The 16,324-nt window shown below is 52.5% G+C and carries 14 protein-coding genes, 3 tRNA genes and 2 pseudogenes; 5 read left to right on the top strand and 14 right to left on the bottom strand.

Going from position 1 to position 16,324, the window contains the following annotated elements; genetic code table 11:
• Positions 1-15 precede the first annotated feature (15 nt).
• Complete coding sequence (aroG, locus tag QRY16_RS07780) at positions 16-1,068, bottom strand: 3-deoxy-7-phosphoheptulonate synthase AroG (RefSeq protein ID WP_193403472.1); 1,053 nt, start codon at positions 1,066-1,068, stop codon at positions 16-18.
• Positions 1,069-1,361: 293 nt separating this feature from the next.
• On the opposite strand from aroG, the gene QRY16_RS07775 reads away from it, so the two are divergent.
• The 4 genes and pseudogenes from QRY16_RS07775 (at position 1,362) to zitB (ending at position 5,745) form a co-directional block, all read left to right on the top strand.
• The gene (locus QRY16_RS07775) at positions 1,362-1,727 is read left to right on the top strand and encodes a YbgS-like family protein (RefSeq protein WP_193403476.1); all 366 of its coding nucleotides are present in this window, start codon (positions 1,362-1,364) and stop codon (positions 1,725-1,727) included.
• 92 nt (positions 1,728-1,819) lie between these two features.
• A pseudogene (locus QRY16_RS07770) lies at positions 1,820-2,112 on the top strand (response regulator); the annotation flags it as partial.
• Positions 2,105-4,811, top strand: a pseudogene (locus QRY16_RS07765) (ATP-binding protein); the annotation flags it as partial. The pseudogenes QRY16_RS07770 and QRY16_RS07765, both read left to right, overlap by 8 nt.
• Entirely contained in the window at positions 4,789-5,745 is a 957-nt protein-coding gene (gene zitB / locus QRY16_RS07760; protein ID WP_289776187.1) for a CDF family zinc transporter ZitB, read from the top strand. The pseudogene QRY16_RS07765 and the gene zitB, both read left to right, overlap by 23 nt.
• Here zitB and pnuC read toward each other — a convergent pair.
• From pnuC to QRY16_RS07745, 3 genes are all read right to left on the bottom strand, one after another.
• Positions 5,739-6,461: a nicotinamide riboside transporter PnuC gene (gene pnuC, locus QRY16_RS07755; protein ID WP_193403479.1), complete on the bottom strand. Its 723-nt coding sequence runs from the start codon at positions 6,459-6,461 to the stop codon at positions 5,739-5,741. The two genes, zitB and pnuC, sit on opposite strands and share 7 nt — an antisense overlap.
• Before the next feature lie 25 nt (positions 6,462-6,486).
• The gene (gene nadA / locus QRY16_RS07750; RefSeq protein WP_193403481.1) at positions 6,487-7,548 is read right to left on the bottom strand and encodes a quinolinate synthase NadA; all 1,062 of its coding nucleotides are present in this window, start codon (positions 7,546-7,548) and stop codon (positions 6,487-6,489) included.
• A gap of 155 nt (positions 7,549-7,703) precedes the next feature.
• A complete protein-coding gene (locus QRY16_RS07745; protein WP_289776186.1) occupies positions 7,704-8,189 on the bottom strand; it encodes a methylated-DNA--[protein]-cysteine S-methyltransferase in 486 nt (161 codons plus the stop codon).
• Positions 8,190-8,349: 160 nt separating this feature from the next.
• On the opposite strand from QRY16_RS07745, the gene QRY16_RS07740 reads away from it, so the two are divergent.
• On the top strand, positions 8,350-9,798 hold the full coding sequence (locus QRY16_RS07740; protein ID WP_289776185.1) for an AlkA N-terminal domain-containing protein: 1,449 nt from the start codon (positions 8,350-8,352) through the stop codon (positions 9,796-9,798).
• 373 nt (positions 9,799-10,171) lie between these two features.
• On the opposite strand, the gene QRY16_RS07735 is transcribed toward QRY16_RS07740, so the two are convergent.
• The 10 genes from QRY16_RS07735 to ybgC form a co-directional block, all read right to left on the bottom strand.
• Positions 10,172-10,247, bottom strand: a tRNA-Lys gene (locus QRY16_RS07735).
• 47 nt (positions 10,248-10,294) lie between these two features.
• A tRNA-Lys gene (locus QRY16_RS07730) sits at positions 10,295-10,370 on the bottom strand.
• A gap of 58 nt (positions 10,371-10,428) precedes the next feature.
• Positions 10,429-10,504: transfer RNA gene (locus QRY16_RS07725), tRNA-Lys, on the bottom strand.
• A 166-nt stretch (positions 10,505-10,670) separates the two neighbouring features.
• Positions 10,671-11,456, bottom strand: a complete 786-nt coding sequence (cpoB, locus tag QRY16_RS07720) for a cell division protein CpoB (protein WP_193405101.1) — start codon at positions 11,454-11,456, stop codon at positions 10,671-10,673.
• A gap of 9 nt (positions 11,457-11,465) precedes the next feature.
• The gene (gene pal, locus QRY16_RS07715) at positions 11,466-11,987 is read right to left on the bottom strand and encodes a peptidoglycan-associated lipoprotein Pal (protein WP_289776184.1); all 522 of its coding nucleotides are present in this window, start codon (positions 11,985-11,987) and stop codon (positions 11,466-11,468) included.
• Between the two features lie 51 nt (positions 11,988-12,038).
• A complete protein-coding gene (gene tolB, locus QRY16_RS07710) occupies positions 12,039-13,334 on the bottom strand; it encodes a Tol-Pal system beta propeller repeat protein TolB (protein WP_193405099.1) in 1,296 nt (431 codons plus the stop codon).
• A gap of 115 nt (positions 13,335-13,449) precedes the next feature.
• On the bottom strand, positions 13,450-14,676 hold the full coding sequence (gene tolA / locus QRY16_RS07705) for a cell envelope integrity protein TolA (RefSeq protein WP_193405098.1): 1,227 nt from the start codon (positions 14,674-14,676) through the stop codon (positions 13,450-13,452).
• A gap of 27 nt (positions 14,677-14,703) precedes the next feature.
• Positions 14,704-15,132: a colicin uptake protein TolR gene (gene tolR, locus QRY16_RS07700; protein ID WP_289776183.1), complete on the bottom strand. Its 429-nt coding sequence runs from the start codon at positions 15,130-15,132 to the stop codon at positions 14,704-14,706.
• Between the two features lie 13 nt (positions 15,133-15,145).
• The gene (gene tolQ, locus QRY16_RS07695; protein WP_193405096.1) at positions 15,146-15,832 is read right to left on the bottom strand and encodes a Tol-Pal system protein TolQ; all 687 of its coding nucleotides are present in this window, start codon (positions 15,830-15,832) and stop codon (positions 15,146-15,148) included.
• Complete coding sequence (ybgC, locus tag QRY16_RS07690; protein ID WP_006118464.1) at positions 15,829-16,233, bottom strand: tol-pal system-associated acyl-CoA thioesterase; 405 nt, start codon at positions 16,231-16,233, stop codon at positions 15,829-15,831. The genes tolQ and ybgC overlap by 4 nt, the downstream gene beginning before the upstream one ends.
• Positions 16,234-16,324 lie beyond the last annotated feature (91 nt).

The raw sequence follows: 16,324 nt of genomic DNA, 5'->3' as shown, positions 1-16,324 counted from the left end.
TAGCGCTGCGAAGCGTTAACCGCGGCGCTGTTTTACCGCGGCTGCTAACTGGCGCAGCACTTTATCGGTGTCATCCCAACCAATGCAGGCGTCGGTCACGCTTTTGCCGTAGATCAGCGGCTCACCGTTTTCCAGGCTCTGGTTACCTTCCACCAGATGACTTTCAATCATCACGCCAATAATGCCCTTCTCGCCCGCGATAATCTGCTGCGACACATCCTCCGCCACCAGCATCTGCTTTTGATACTGCTTGCTGCTGTTAGCGTGGCTAAAATCGATCATGACCTGCTGCGGCAAACCGGCTTTTTCCAGCCCCGCTTTAACTGCGCGAACATGGTCTGTGCTGTAATTTGGCTCTTTACCGCCACGCAAAATAATATGGCAGTCGCCATTGCCGCTGGTTTCAACAATGGCGGAATGGCCATATTTGGTCACCGACAGGAAACAGTGAGGAGAACCTGCGGCGTTAATGGCGTCGATTGCTACTTTGATAGTGCCATCGGTCCCGTTCTTGAAACCAACCGGGCAAGACAGCCCTGAAGCCAGTTCGCGGTGAACCTGTGACTCAGTGGTACGCGCGCCAATCGCGCCCCAACTCATCAGATCAGCGACATATTGGGGCGTGATCATATCAAGGAATTCACCCGCCGCCGGCAAACCGCTGTCATTGATGTCCAGCAGCAGCTTCCGCGCCATACGCAGGCCATCATTGAGTTGAAAGCTGCCGTCCATATACGGGTCATTAATTAGCCCTTTCCAGCCTACCGTGGTACGCGGTTTTTCAAAATAAACTCGCATTACCACTTCCAGCTCGCCTTGCAGCTCATTGCGCAACGTCAGCAGGCGGGTGGCGTACTCTTTTGCGGCTTCGGTGTCGTGAATTGAGCATGGGCCAATCACCACCAGCAGGCGATCATCCTGGCCTTGCAGGATCCGGTGAATCGCCTGACGTGCCTGAGACACGGTCTGAGCGGCGTTATCGCTCGCGGGGAATTTTTCAAGCAGCGCAACAGGGGGTAACAGCTCTTTAATTTCTTTGATGCGTAAATCATCGTTCTGGTAATTCATACTGATTCCATATTATTTCTGGCCCAGCGCGCGCCGGGCACAACCCGAACAATGTAGCCCGTTGTGCTGGGGGTGTAAATTCCCAATCGGTTTAAAATGTGCGCATGAAATTTGTATTTATCAGCTTATCAACTAAGCTTTTTACCTGTAAGCACTGAGGAACTGGCTGCTTGCACAATTAATATTTGCTGTTAAGCCAAACGGCGGAATTATATTTCGCCCGAGCGACTTTTCTTCTCAATCTGCACTACTGGATATGAGACAAGCAACTGTCATTAATTAACAGGAGCATAATGATGAATAAGTTTGCAATTATCTTTTTGACGGCAGCGATGACCCTGGGCAGCGGTGCGGCAATGGCGGCAGACAGCAGCAGCAACAACGGTACCGCAAATCAGGCTGCTGACGCTGGCGCAGCGGCAGGTGGTGCAAAAGAAAATCTGCCACCAAACAAGGTTGATAACAGTAAAATCAACAATTCTGGTGTGAATAGTCATTCTGCGGCCACAGGCGGTAGCAGCGGCAAGAATATGTCCGCTGATGAAATAGACCAGAATAGCCAGTGCAAAGACGGCAAATGTCCCAATATCAACAAAAAAGTTGAGACTAAAAAAGGTGGCGGCGAGGTTAATACCAAAACCGACGGCACCACACAGTAAGCGTTTATTAAAGGAGAGCAAAGGCTCTCCTTTATATTATCTCCTCATTTCTTCCGCTATGCTGAACCTGTGAAATTAACAGGGACTTTCTCATGGCTTCTTTACTTCTGATTGACGATCATCCTCTGGTAGGAGTGGCGCCGGAAGCTGCGTTGAATAATGCTCCCATCCTATCCGTTTATTAGCCGCCAGCAGTGAAAAAGCCGCACGTCCGCTATTACTGCATCCCCTCGACATTATTGTGCTGGATATAGGTCTGCCGGATGAGGACGGGCTGGAAATTCTGCACCGTTTAAAGGTACGTCTGCCGGATTGCCCGGTACTCATCTATTCTGGTCAGCAAACCAGCCACTATGTGCGCAGTGCGCAAGCACTGGGTGCCGCCTGATACTTTGAATAGCGATAGCTGGTTTAACAGTCCGCTACGTATTTATCGTAATCAACCAAACCGGCGTGCAGTAATGTTCAACAGTCAAAATGCCCAGCTCGCCATCAGCCAGTCAACGCTCGGGTACGCTGGCTCTTGCGCATCACTGGCGTAACTACAGCAGCGATCTCCAGGCCTTGTATACCCTGCTTAATCAGCAAAACAATTACGTGGTGGCGGATGAAACCAGTGCCGGTTTTCTGCTCAGCCAGCTTCAGCAGGGTCAGATTTATCAAATTGCTTCGGTCATCGAAACCGGTCAGCTTAACCTACGCGCATTTGCCCGCGATCCGGCTCTTATACGCTGGCTTAGTCAGAGCTTACGTCAGTTGCCAGCCGAATTGTTGAGCTCACTACAAAGCCGCTGGCGCACCCCATTACCGCGTTATCAGGACACACAAACCTTGATGCTTAGCACAGCGGAGCTGTCACTGGATAAGCGCGCATCCCGTCATTTATTACGCTGCCGAACGCGATAATTATCCGTGGAGTTATCGCGACAGCAGCGGTACCGCGCGCGGTTACGGCATCGACCTGTTAAAAGCGGTGGCACAAAGCGCGGGCCTGCATTTTGCACCACGCTGGGTGAATAATCCGCAGCAGGCGGCAAATATGCTGGCGCAACATCAGGTAATGCTGCAACTGATGCAGCCATTGACCGGCACAGCGATGCCAAACGTCAGCCTGCCGGTTTGGCGCGCCTTATGGGCAATTTACACCACCAGTCACGCCCCGCTCGTTCACTGGAGCGATCTGCGCGACAAACGCATTGGCATATTACAAGTCGATTTGGCTTCGCAGTTTCTGACCGCCGATTTACAGGCGCAAACCTTTGCCGATCGCACCCGTTTGTATGACGCGCTGACCCATGGACAGATTGATGCTTTAGTCGATAACGTGCTGTCGGCGCGCTGGCGTATTGCCAGCCGCAACGACAGCAGAATACATCTTGCCTTTGCTGCCAGCGATATTGCCTGGCCGATAGCGTTAGGTGTAGCGCCGAATCAGCCCCTTTTGCATTCGTTGCTTGATCGCGCGCTGCAGAAAATCCCTGCCGATACGCAAAGCCAGATGCGTGACCGCTGGTCGATGCCACCGCAGCCGGGTAGCGTGATGGCGATGCGTTCGCTGCCCCTGATGGTGCAGATAGGTGCAGGCGTGGCAATTATCGTTTTGCTGCTGTTGCTTGCCCGACGTTACTGGCAGCAGCGCCGCGAACGTCAGCAGCGTGAGCAGGCCGAGCGCGCTAACACAATGAAAAGCCAGTTTTTAGCTACCGTCAGTCATGAGCTACGCACGCCGATGCAGGCGATTATTGGCCTGCTGGAGTTAGAAAAGCAGCAACATCCGAGCGCCAGTCTGGCTTTATTACACAGCAGCGCGCATTCACTCATGAAATTATTAAATGATCTACAGAATCATGCGCGTATTGAGAGTAACAGTTTTGCCCTTGCGCCACATCAACTGGCGTTCGCACAATGACTGGCGCAGCTGCAGCACTATTATCATCCCTGATGCGCCAGGACGGGCCAACAGTAACTTTTCAGGCGCTAACGCCATTGCCGCAGACGGTATTGATTGATGCCGATCGTTTACAGCAAGTGGTGAATAACCTGATGATGGATGCGCTGAAATTCTCTCGACACGGCGAGATTTTCCTGACGCTGGCCGCTGAAAGTCATCTCATTCTTACGGTAAGCGACAGCGGCAGCGGTATTCCACTGGATGAGCAACAAAAGTTGTTCGATCCGTGGTATCAGGCGCCATCCGGGCAATCCGTATCGGTTCAGGGGAGCGGGCTGGGGCTTTTCATCTGTCGTGAAATCGTGTCACGTATGGGGGGCGAAATCAGGATTAACTCCCGGCCCGACGCGGGGACACGGGTCATCGTTACGCTGCCGTTGATGCTTTGCGATACGCCCGAAATAAGCGATGAAAATGTACTCCCGCTTTATCCACATTTGCGTGTAGCTGTCGTTGATGATCATCCTGCTAATCTGCTGGTGATGCAGCAGCTGGCACGTTTTGCTATTCAGGCGGATGGCTATGAACAGGGGCGCGCTTTGTTGCGGGCCGACGCACAACAGCCGTATGATTTGCTGTTTATTGACCAGATGATGCCACGTCCGAATGGTATGCAGTTGCTCCGCCTGCTGCGTCGTCGTGATCGCCAACGCAACCGTCAGCCGCTGCGCATACTGTGCTCAGCCAATTCGCAATGGCTTAGCGTGACGTTGCAGGAGAATGAACAGATGCTGACTAAACCGGTTTTACTGCGGGACATAGCCGCGCTACTGCAACGGTTATAGCATGATCTGTTACAGGCTCTGGATGATAACCTGTGGTAGCTGGCACAGCAGAACGAGCAATTTCTGCTGCGCTTAAGTCGCACGCTACGTGAAACGTTAGAATCTGACCTGGCACAGATGAAAACGGCGAAGGAAACCGCCAACTGGACACGGCTGGCAGAAGCTGCACACCGGATGAAAGGAAGCTGGCTGCTGATTGGGTTAAGCGAAGGCGTAACGCTAAGCCAGCAACTGTCTGAAAGGGCAAAACAGCATCAGGACGTGACTGATGAATGGAATTTGCTGGTATCATTAACTAACAGGTTGCTGAAAAAACTGGATTCTTATGGCTCATACCCACTCACATAGCGGGCAGAACAGCAATCGCAAGCGCCTTGCTGCGGCCTTTGCTGTTACCGCCGTGTTTATGCTCGCCGAAGTTATCGGCGGCTGGCTTTCTGGCTCGCTGGCACTGCTGGCTGATGCCGGACACATGTTAACGGATGCCGCCGCGCTGTTAATGGCGCTGCTGGCGGTGCAATTCTCACAACGTAAACCCAATGAGCGGCACACCTTTGGCCTTCTGCGCCTCACCACACTGGCCGCCTTCGTTAATGCCATTACGCTGTTAGTGATTACGGCGTTAATCGTTTGGGAAGCGATACGGCGTTTTTATCAACCGCAGCCCGTGGCCGGCGGTTTAATGCTCGGCACTGCTATCGCAGGGTTATTTGCCAATATGTTGTCGTTCTGGTTGCTTCATCACGGCAGTGAAGAAAAAAATTTAAACGTTCGCGCCGCGGCGCTGCACGTAATGGGAGATTTACTAGGTTCGGTTGGTGCTATTGTTGCCGCAGTGGTTATTATGCTGACCGGCTGGATGCCGATCGACCCGATATTATCTCTGGTGGTGTCGTTGCTGGTCTTGCGCAGCGCGTGGGCATTGCTGCGTGAAAGCCTGCATGAACTGCTGGAAGGCGCGCCACGTTCGCTGGATGCCAATAAACTCGCGCGCGACCTGACGCTAAACCTTCCTGAAGTGCGCAACGTTCACCACGTTCATTTGTGGCAGGTCGGTGAGAAACCCGTCTTAACGCTGCATGTGCAGGTCATCCCTCCCTACGACCACGATGCGCTGTTGCAGCGTATTCATCACTACCTGCACCAGCACTACCAGATTGTCCACGCTACGGTGCAGATGGAATATCAACCGTGCGCCGGTCATGATTGCGAGCTGGGCCTGAATAATGATTCAGCCGCCGGGCATCACCATCGTCACGCTGGACATAGCCATTCTCACTGATTTGACAGCGCGTGTGAGCCATGCTCGCGCGCGCTTTTAATCCACATTCGCGAACCGTTCAAAGCAATCAGCGTCAGAATAATGTACTCCAGCGACATCGCATAAACCCCCTGTCGGGCAAATATCAGCACGCTAATCACGTTGATAATCACCCACAGTAGCCAGTTCTCAACGTATTTTCGCGTCATCAGGACCATTGCCACAATCGACAGAATCATCATGCAAGAATCCCAGAACGGGAAGGCATCGGGCTGCAGTTGCGGCATTGCCACTTCCAGCCCTAAACCGTTCATCAGACTTACCGCTGCGCGCGTCAGCACGGCAAATACCGGATCGATGTACTTCGTCATCATACCGATAGCGATGACACAGACCGCACCCCATATCAGCGCCTTAGGCAGCGGCAGCCAGCGTATTTTCAATGCCGCCTGGTTATCTGACGTCTGCCGACTCCAGGCATACCAGCCATAAACGTTGGCAACGAAGAAGAACAGCTGTAGCAGCAGGCTGGCGTAGAGCTGGATTTGAAAAAAGATCACCGCAAACAGCGTGACGTTGATTAATCCGAAAGGATAGTTAATGACTTTTTCCAGGCTGGCAAGCCAGATACACACCAGGCCAGCCAGGGTGCCAATGGCTTCAATCCATGACAAGTCGTAACCGCCTGCACCCAGAGGTATGTGCACCAGAATATTTTGTGTGCTTAAGAAGTCCATAACAGGCACCAGTAAAAGGCGTACGTCAGGCGTTGCCTTTTACATTAAGTTTAAGTTCCGCTGCAAAGGATAGCATGCGATTCAGGGGCAGTAATGCCGCTTCCCGTAATCCCGCATCAACATGGATTTCATGCGCCTGCCCGCCGGATGCCAGCCCATCCGCTATCGCTTTTAAGCCGTTCATCGCCATCCACGGACAATGCGCACAGCTGCGGCAGGTAGCACCCTCACCCGCGGTTGGCGCTTCCAGTAATTCTTTCTCTGGCACGGCTTGCTGCATTTTGTAGAAGATACCGCGGTCGGTCGCCACAATCATTTGGGGATGCGGCAACGTTTTAGCCGCCTGAATTAGCTGGCTGGTAGAACCCACCGCATCAGCAAGATCAACAATGGCCTGCGGTGATTCTGGATGAACCAATACCGCCGCATCAGGATAAAGCCATTTCATCCGCTGAAGCGCCTGGGTTTTAAATTCATCATGCACGATACAGGCGCCTTGCCAGCACAGCACATCTGCGCCGGACTTTTGCGTGACGTAGCGGCCCAGGTGACGATCCGGCGCCCAGATAATTTTTTTGCCAAGGCTGTCGAGATGTTCGATCAGCTCAACCGCAATACTTGAGGTGACAACCCAGTCGGCCCGCGCTTTAACTGCCGCTGAGGTATTGGCATAAACCACTACGGTACGATCAGGATGCGCATCGCAAAAGGCGCTGAACGCTTCAATCGGACAGCCAAGATCGAGCGAACATTCAGCCTGTAAGGTTGGCATCAAAACGGTTTTTTCCGGGCTGAGAATTTTTGCCGTTTCGCCCATAAAACGCACACCCGCGACCAGCAACGTGGTCGCCGGATGGCTGCTACCAAAACGCGCCATCTCCAGTGAGTCTGCAACGCACCCGCCAGTTTCTTCTGCCAGCGCCTGAATGTCGGGATCGGTGTAATAATGCGCCACCATCACCGCATTACGCGCTTTGAGTAACTCTTTGATCTTTGCACGATAAAATTCTTTTTCATTATCGCTTAAGCGGGCAGGTTTTGGCGGAAAAGGATAAATGGCGCTTTCAGGATCGAACATTACACTCATAACACCGCTCTCGTTTTATCTAATTAACAAAAGTCGTCATTTATAACGACTTATGGCGTTCGCTTCGCCATCATGTTTTATATGCTAAACACGATAGCGGAAAAGCGTACAAGTGTCGTGCTTTTTTTGCGCATGTTTTTTAACGATGCGAGGCGTTATACATCTGGCGTTGTCTCAAGCTGCAACAGAAATGCTTTTACGTCGAGCCCGCCTGCAAATCCGGTCAGCTTGCCGTTAGCACCAATTACCCGATGGCAAGGCGCAACAATAGAAAGAGGGTTTTTCCCGTTTGCTGCACCCACCGCGCGCATCGCCGTCGGGTGGCCGATCTGCTCGGCAATCTGGCGATAGCTTCTTGTTTCACCGAATGGAATCGCCACCAGCGCTTGCCACACTTTTTTCTGAAATTCGGTGCCGGCGAAATCCAGCGTCAGGGTAAATTGCTGACGAGCGCCGGCAAAATATTCCAGCAGCTGTTTTTCTGCTTCACATAAAACCGGATGCCTGTCGTTGCGTTCCAGGGGGGCCAGACGCACCCGTTTCGGATTGTCGTTCTGCCATAAGATCGCCGCAAGGCCAAGATCGCTGGCAACTAATTTCAGTTCGCCAACTGGCGTGACAACAGATTTGTAGTAGTACATGGTGTATCTCCCGCCAATGTGATGACACGCATTATCGCACTTTTATCATGACAAACTGGCTGTTTCCGGTCATCGCGATAAACTAGTGTGCTGTCCGAAAACAGCCAGTTCGTGACGTGTTGCGGGTATAGGCTGGCGCTTTATTTAGCGGAGATTTTTCATGCTCGATCCCGATAGCGCTTATCAGGCGTTAACCTCGCGTGATACGCGATTCGACGGCGTTTTTTACGTTGGCGTGACATCGACCGGAATTTATTGTCGGCCCGTTTGCCCGGTAAAAGCGCCCATGCAGAAAAATTGTCTGTTCTTTGCCAGTGCCGAGGCCGCAGAAAAGGCGCATTTCCGTCCCTGCTTACGCTGCCGTCCTGAACTCGCGCCGGGTAACGCGCCAGTCGATCAACCTCACCGGATAGCCGATCGCCTGGTTCAGCGTATAGAAGAAGGTTTGCTGGAAGAGCACGAAGGGCTGGACGAAATTGCCGCCGAGTTTGGCCTGAGTTTACGTCAGTTAAGACGCATCGTTCAGCAAGAGCTGGGAGTATCACCGCTGGAATTGAAACAGACGCGCCGCATGCTGTTAGCCAAGCAGTTGCTTACTGAAACTCGCCTGCCCGTTATCGATGTTGCTTACGCCAGTGGATTTAGCAGCCTACGCCGCTTCAATGATGTCTTTCAGGCACGCTATCGCATGACGCCGAGCGCCTTACGCAAAGAAATTGCACAACCAACCCAATCGTATCCCGGCGATACCGCGCAACTGCGTCTCAGCTATCGGCCACCTTATGACTGGCAGGCTATGCTGAATTTTTTACAGATGCGGTTAATGAAAGAAGTGGAAGCGATTGAAGGAGAAACTTATCGCCGTACTGTCGCTCTGGGTAAGTATCGCGGCTGGATCAGTGTTTCACATCTGCCCGCTAAAAACGCGTTACAGGTGACGTTTACTACCTCATTAATACCGGTATTGCCTGCTCTTTTACGTCGGCTGCGCGACCTGTTTGATCTGAACGCCCAGCCATTGCTGATTGCAGCTCATCTTCGCCAGGATCCTTTATTAGCTTCCAGTATTAATACCTTTCCCGGCCTGCGCGTACCGGGCGCATTTGACGGGTTTGAGATGGGCGTTCGCGCTATTCTGGGTCAACAAATTACGGTTAAGGCGGCAACGACACTAAGTAGTCGTTTCGCTCAGGCTTTTGGCGAGCCATGTCTGACGCCTTTCGCCGACTTATCGCGCTATTCAGCCCATCCACAACATATCGCTGAAGCCACGATCGATGATATTGCCAGGCTCGGCATTGTCAGCGCGCGTTCTAACGCTATTCTGGCCTTTGCTACCGCCTGCGCTGAAGGTGCGCTGCGCTTTAACGCGACGCTATCGCCTGATGAAATGATGAGGCTGCTGGTGAGCTTGCCGGGCATTGGTCCATGGACAGCGCATTACATTGCGATGCGGGCGCTACGCTGGCCTGATGCTTTTCCAAAGGAGGATATTGCGATTCGCAATAATCTTGGTGGGCTAACGCCGCGTGCCGCAGAAGAACGCTCGCAACAATGGCGCCCCTGGCGCAGTTATGCGGTGATGCATATATGGAAAAGTCTATCTTAACCCAAAACTTCGCTGGATAAATGCACCTTCTGGCATGGATGGTTAGCTCAATTTATCGTTTTGTTTTTCAGGCCTGCCCGCTTTTTCTTTTTATATTATGTGACTTAAAACGCTGTTTTCTGAAGGCGCAAATCGTGCAGGATGCGCGCTGTGCGTCTGAAATGAAAAAAGCGCCTGAAGGCGCTTTTTTCTGAATTGGTGGGTCGTGCAGGATATACCTCGGCCCGTCCGGGGCCTCGCCCTGCGGGTGATGCTGCGCATTAGTCTGAATCGCTCCCGGCGATTCAGTCGAACCTGCAACAGGTCTCATCCTGCACGTTAAGTACTGTGCGTCTGAAACGAAAAAAGCGCCTGAAGGCGCTTTTCTCTGAAATGGTGGGTCGTGCAGGATTCGAACCTGCGACCAATTGATTAAAAGTCAACTGCTCTACCAACTGAGCTAACGACCCGCTGGGGTGCTGACAACCTTTCAAACCTGGCGGGCTTGAGAATAAGATGGTGGGTCGTGCAGGATTCGAACCTGCGACCAATTGATTAAAAGTCAACTGCTCTACCAACTGAGCTAACGACCCATCTAAGGTTGTGAAGCAATGCTGAAGGCGTCTCTTGAGGAACAAGTCCGGCGGGAGATGGTGGGTCGTGCAGGATTCGAACCTGCGACCAATTGATTAAAAGTCAACTGCTCTACCAACTGAGCTAACGACCCATCTTCAGGCTTGCCAGACACGCTTGCATTGTGTCCCGGCAACGGCGGCATATATTACTGATTTACCGAGGCAGCACAACCCTTATTTTCTGTTAAAGGATCTGATTGCTCACCTTTCATGCGGCAAGACCAGAAATCAAACGAAAACCGGCCTGGCCTGCACACATTACAATCCGGACAGACGTTTTTGGGCTTGTTTAGCCGAGTCAGTGTTCGGATAAAGTTTGATCACCTGCTGGAACACCGCTTTGGCTTTCGCCGTGTCGTTTTTCTCCTGCATGATGACGCCAACTTTCAGCAACGCTTCTGACGCCTTAGGTGATTTTGGATAATTTTTCACCACCGTCGCGTAATAATACGCCGCGTCGTCCTTTTTCCCTTTGTTATAAAACAGCTGACCCAGCCAGTAATTGGCATTCGGCTGATAGGTCGAATCAGGATAACGTTTTACCCATGCCTGTAGCGCGGTAATCGCCTGATCGTACTGCTTCTTCTCAAGGATTAACGCAACCGCAGCATTGTAGTCGCTATTCGCGTCACCGCTTTGTACTGGCGTCCCTGAGGAAGCCGCAGCGCCCGCTTCGCCACCAGCGCTGGCTGCCGCACTTGCATCGCCTGCTGCCTGCTGTTCACCCTTGTTGCCGCTGCTCAGACTGTCGATCTGTTGATAGATCTGTTTCTGGCGCTCAACAACCTGGTTTAGCTGGTAGGTATTTTGCTGGATTTGCCCACGCAGCGAATCAATATCGCTTTGGTTATCGCTCATTTGCTGCTGCAGTTGTTGCAGAAGCTGAGCCTGGGCATTCGAGATTCGTTCAAGAGTGGTGACACGGTCTTCGACCGAGCCGGACCCAACGCTACTGATTGACGCCTGGGCATTAGCGGCCCAGGGGGCCGCTACGCCAATCAGTAACGACAGACTCAACAGATAACGTCTGAAGTTACTAATCATATGATTCTCTTAGTAGACCAGAACTGCACGACGGTTTTTAGCGTAAGCAGCTTCGTCATGACCCAGAACGGCTGGCTTCTCTTTACCGTAAGAAACGATAGACATCTGGTCCGCAGACACGCCTTTACCTTGCAGGTACATTTTCACCGCGCTAGCGCGACGTTCGCCCAGAGCGATGTTGTATTCCGGCGTGCCGCGCTCATCCGCATGACCTTCAATGGTCACTTTGTAAGATGGGTTGCTACGCAGGAAAGCAGCGTGCTGATCCAACATTTGAGCGTAATCAGACTGAACGTCATATTTATCCAGACCGAAATACACAATGTTGTTCTGCTGCAGCTGTTGCATTTGCAGACGCGCTTGCTCGTCAGAAGACATGTTACCGCTGTTCGCGCCAGCACCGTAAGCACCATCGCCAGCGTCGCCAATGCCAGTTTGATCGTTGTTGTTGTTTTTGTGTGAGCTACAAGCCGCTACCGCCAAAACCGGCAGAGCCAGCATTAAACCTTTCAGCACTTTGTTCAGTTGCATTTCTAAAATCCCGTTATTGTTTATTGTTTGCAATGCCTGTGTTGTCAGGCATTACAGATACGGCGACCAGGCAGGGAATTTAACCTGTCCATCAGTAGCCGGAAGACGCGCTTTGAAACGTCCGTCGGTTGAAACCAACTGCAGCACGGAACCCATCCCCTGAGTAGAGCTATAGATTACCATTGTGCCGTTCGGTGCAAGGCTCGGCGTTTCATCCAGGAACGAGTCCGTTAACGTTTGAACGGCTCCCGTTTCCAGATCCTGTCTGGCGACGTGCTGAGCACCACCATTGGTGCTGATCATCACCATTGTTTTGCCATCTGTAGCGACGTCCGCATCCTGGTTCTGACCGCCTTCCCAGGTAATACGCTGCGGTGTGCCGCCATTGATGCCAATCTTATAGATTTGAGGTGCACCAGCCTGGTCTGAGGTATACGCCAGCGTCTGGCTGTCCGGAAACCAGGTAGGCTCGGTGCTGTTGTAACGGCCATTCGTTACCTGACGAACCTGACCAGAACCTAAATCCATGACGTAGAGGTTAAGACTGCCGGTTTTCGACAAAGCGAACGCCAGTTTCGATCCATCTGGCGAGAACGATGGCGCACCGTTGTGACGCGGATAAGAGGCAATCTGACGGATTGCGCCGTTAGATAATGTCTGCACCACCAGCGCCGATTTGCCGCTTTCAAAGGTCACATAAGCGACTTTGCTCCCGTCAGGAGACCAGGCCGGAGACATCAAGGGTTGTGGTGAACGATGCACCACAAACTGGTTGTAGCCATCGTAATCAGCAACCCGCAGCTCATACGGGAACTGGCCGCCGTTAGTCTGTACAACGTAAGCGATACGGGTACGGAAAGCGCCTTTAATACCGGTCAGTTTCTGAAAGGCTTCATCGCTGGCAGTGTGTGCCGCATAACGCAGCCACTGTTTAGTCACTTTATAGGAGTTCTGCGATAGCACGGTCCCTGGCGCAGCACCCGTATCGACCAGCTGATAAGAAACTTGATAGCTGCCATCCGGGTTAGACTGAACCTGTCCTACCACCACAGCATCAATACCTAAGGCGCTCCAGGCAGCGGGCTGCACTTCCTGCGCGCTGGTTGGCTGCTGCGGCAGTCGTGAACGATCGAGGGGGTTGAATTTGCCGCTGTTACGCAAATCAGCGGCTACGATGCCACCAATGTCCTCTGGGGCCGCGCCTGAACCTGTCCATTTAAACGGAACCACGCCAATTGGACGCGCAGTATTGACGCCTTGAGTGATCTCAATGCGAACTTCTGCATGCAGCATCGCTGCCCACAGTAATAAAAAAAAACTTAACGATACGCGAAGTACTTGCTTCATTTTTTCTCCCTTATCTGAACCTCAGTCCACGATAATTGGCACTGTTCCTGGAAACCATGAGTACGACTAAAATACGGCAAGCTAACCTTAGATCAACCTGCCGTAACTTACTGCATTATTCCGGTCTAAAACGCATTGGCGCATTTTTAAACACTTCATACACCGCCTGTGAAGGCGGTTTCGGAATATGGGCTTGCTTAGCGGCTGCTATTGCAGCCTGACACAACGCGGGATCGCCGCCCTCTGCCTTAACGTCAACCAACAAGCCATCCGGCGCAAGTTTAATACGTAAATCACAGCTTTTTCCGCGATACAGATCCGCATCATAGAAACGGCTCTGAATTGCGCTGGTGATTTGGCCTAAATAGGCGTTGACATCTGCGCCTGACGCCCCGGCTTTCTTCTGATTTCCCTGCCCCGCCGCCCCATTTGAGGTGCCACTTTTCGGTGCATTCTTACCGGAAGCTAAGCCGCCTAACAAATCATCAACGTCGCTGTCATTTTTTGCCGCTGCCGCTGCCGCTTTTTTCTTCGCGTCGGCAGCCGCTTTAGCTTTGGCGGCTGCATCAGCTTTGGCTTTGGCAGCTGCATCGGCCTTAGCTTTAGCTTCTGCGGCGGCTTTTTCTTTAGCGGCTTCAGCCGCTTTTTCTTTGGCTTCCTGTGCCGCTTTCGCTTTGGCCTCGGCATCTGACTTCGCTTTCGCAGCTGCAGCCGCTTTGGCTTCCTGTGCGGCTTTTTCTTTTGCCGCCGCTGCGGCGGCAGCTTTGGCCTGCTGATCGGCCTGTTTCTTAGCGTCAGCCGCTGCCTGCTTCGCCTGCTCTTCTGCTTGCTGCTTTGCCTCGGCGGCAGCTTTAGCCTGGGCGTCCGCCTGCGCTTTTGCCTCAGCTTTGGCTTTCGCCGCAGCGGCTTCGGCAGCTTTTTGCTGATCCTGCGCTTGCTTTGCCGCAGCTTCAGCGGCTTTCTGTTGCTCGGCCTGCTGTTTGGCTTGTTCTTTCGCCGCTTCCTGCGCCTGCAAACGCTCTTTTTCTAACGCTTTCAGGCGCTGCTGCTCAGCGGCCTGCTTCTGTTGAAGCTCTTCAGCTTGCTGCTGTGCCTGTTTTTTACGCTGTTGTTCAGCACGTTTGCTGTCGCTTTGCTGATTTTGCTGACGGTTATACTGCTCCACCACCGCACCGGGATCGACCATCACCGCATCAATATCGCTGCCGCCACCGCCGCCGCTGGCTTCAATGTGCTCGTTAAACGAGCTCCATATCAGCAAAGCAATCAGCACAATATGCAGAATCACCGATACAATTATCGCGCGCTTTAACTTCTCGTTTTGCTCGGTTGCCTTCGACACTCTCGGTTCCCAAAAAACGGTTCGACTTTAAATCGGCTGCGTCATCAAACCGACAGATTTAACACCCGCCTGGTGCAACAGGTTAAGCGCCTTGATGATTTCGTCGTAGGGCACTTCTTTCGCCCCTCCAATCAAAAAGACAGTCTTTGGATTCGCTTGCAGCTGGCGCTGCGCTTCGCTAATTACCTGCTCAGGTGGCAACTGCTCCATGCGATCGTGATCCACCACCAGGCTGTATTGACCTACGCCCGATACTTCAACAATCACGGGCGGATTATCATCACTGGAGGCGGTTTTCGAATCCGTTGCATCCGGTAAGTCCACTTCCACGCTCTGGGTAATAATGGGTGCCGTCGCCATAAAAATCAGCAGCAGCACCAGCAGGACGTCCAGCAGCGGAACAATGTTGATTTCCGACTTCAGTTCGCGGCGACCGCGACCACGCACTCTGGCCATCGTTAACCTCTATTTACTTAGCGCTTTCGCTGGAGAAGGCCTGGCGATGCAGGATGGCCGTGAACTCTTCCATGAAGTTGTCATAGCCCTGCTCCAGTTTATTTACGCGCTGGTTCAGGCGGTTGTACGCCATAACCGCTGGGATCGCGGCGAACAGACCGATTGCCGTGGCGATCAATGCTTCTGCGATACCGGGCGCAACCATTTGCAACGTCGCCTGTTTCACCGCACCTAACGCGATAAAGGCATGCATAATGCCCCAGACAGTCCCGAAGAGTCCGATATAGGGGCTGATTGACCCTACCGTGCCCAGGAAAGGAATATGGTTTTCCAGCGCTTCCAGCTCACGGTTCATGGAGATGCGCATGGCGCGACCAGCGCCTTCCACCACAGCTTCGGGCGCGTGGCTGTTTACACGATGCAGGCGGGCAAACTCTTTGAAACCGGCATAGAAAATTTGCTCAGAACCAGACAGTTCTTCACGGTGTTCCTGGCTTTCCTGATACAGGCGAGACAGTTCAATACCGGACCAAAACTTGTCTTCAAACGCTTCTGCTTCGCGCCCCGCCGCGTTCAAAATACGTGTCCGCTGAATGATGATTGCCCAGGAGGCAATCGAAAAGCCGATCAAAATCAACATGATAAGTTTGACCAGAAGGCTCGCCTTCAGGAACAAATCAAGAATGTTCATGTCAGTCACTGCTTAAACTCCGCGACAATAGACTTGGGAAGCGCAATCGGCTTCATTAGATGTGGGTTGATGCAGGCAATCAGGACCTCTGCTTCATTGAGCACCTTGCCTTCTGCATTCACGATACGTTGGGAGAATGTCATCGTGGCACGCGTCATAGACGTCACTTCACTCTGAATTTCCAGAAGATCGTCAAGACGTGCCGCCGAAAGATAGTCCACCGTCATCCGCCGTACCACAAAAGCAACCTGCTGTTCCAGCAGCGCTTGTTGATTGAAATGGTGCTGTCGCAACATCTCGGTACGTGCTCGTTCATAAAAAGCGATATAGCTGGCGTGATAAACCACACCACCGGCATCAGTGTCTTCGTAGTAGACCCGAACCGGCCAGCGAAACAGCGTTGTACTCACTCTACATCCCGGCCTCATTTTAAACGTTGCTACTATACGCAAGACAATTAGGGTTTGGAATGGGTGGCCAGAGCCAGGAGAAAATAATTAT

Origin of the sequence: Mixta mediterraneensis (assembly GCF_030283135.1) — a bacterium.
In the GTDB taxonomy this organism is placed as follows: domain Bacteria; phylum Pseudomonadota; class Gammaproteobacteria; order Enterobacterales; family Enterobacteriaceae; genus Pantoea; species Pantoea mediterraneensis.
This window is presented reverse-complemented; position numbering and strand designations above follow the sequence as displayed.